The organism is Cytobacillus firmus DS1, assembly GCF_000565285.1.
In the GTDB taxonomy this organism is placed as follows: domain Bacteria; phylum Bacillota; class Bacilli; order Bacillales; family Cytobacillaceae; genus Cytobacillus; species Cytobacillus firmus_A.
The window spans coordinates 1-1,047 of the sequence record NZ_APVL01000065.1 but is presented as its reverse complement, the minus strand read 5'-3'; the positions used below and the strand labels follow the sequence as shown (position 1 = coordinate 1,047).

Annotated in this window: 1 protein-coding gene; it reads right to left on the bottom strand. The window is 40.0% G+C overall.

Annotated features, from left to right (window positions below):
* Positions 1–955: IS21 family transposase (gene istA / locus PBF_RS24745; protein WP_035333676.1), on the bottom strand; the 955-nt coding region annotated here is incomplete at its 3' end.
* Positions 956–1,047: the final 92 nt, after the last annotated feature.

Here is a 1,047-nt window from a genome sequence, read left to right as displayed (position 1 = left end):
AACTTTCACCCTTATAGGAGAAGCTGCTATCCCAATGAACTTTCCTGAAGGAAATATAACTGGTATCATATTCTTTCTTATCCTTGATTGAGTGGAGCTTTTCTTCAGTCCACCTTTCCTGTGGGGAGCAGCCGGTCGTTTCATTTCTCTTTCGGTTACCAACTGAATCCAGCCATCTCATGAGCAGTTGATTCAATTCTTCAATACTCGTAAATTTTGTCCCTACGTAGAAGTTGTTCATAATATACTGAATGGCTCTTTCTACTTTTCCCTTTGTTTGGGCTCTATAAGGCCTGCAGGCTTTGGGTATGAATCCGTAATATGATGCGAATTCAGCGAACCTCTTATTCCATTTGATTACACCCTGATCCCGTCCATCAGTGACTGTTCTCATATTATCAAACAGGATAGTAGACGGTACGCCACCAAGGTACTTAAAGCTGTTGATTAAACAATACATTACATGTTCTTGATCTTGGGATAGAGTAAACGTTGCATACTTCATCCTGGAGTATCCCAAGATGGCCACAAACATGGACAGTTTTACCTTTTCACCATTCAGAAGGATTTCCCCGACTTCTTTCCAATCCACTTGCATTTGTTGACCCGGAAGGGTTTCATAACGGACAGTGTATTTCTTTCTTGCCTGTTCCCGATAAGGCTGCATATAGTCTTTTAATATCGTTTTTCCACCTTCATAGCCAAGTGCCTTAATCTCGAGAAGCAACTTTTCTGCGTTAAATACCTGGTCCTCCATCATCCTCCTATCAATGTAATCCTTAAATTTATCAAGCTTACTGTTTCTGGTTCTTTTCCTGGGAACCGGTAAGGCATCAGAGTTTATGTATTTTTTAACCGTCTTACGGTCCATCTTTAACTCCTTTGCAATATCTGTTATGCTCATTCCCCTTTGATACATATCCTTGATCATAAAAAATTCCCCTCTAGTCTTCATAAACCATAGCTCCTCTCAACGACCTATGGTTCTATTTTAGATGGGGAATTTTATTCCGGCTATATTGAGGATTTTAACATCGGCTTTAACAC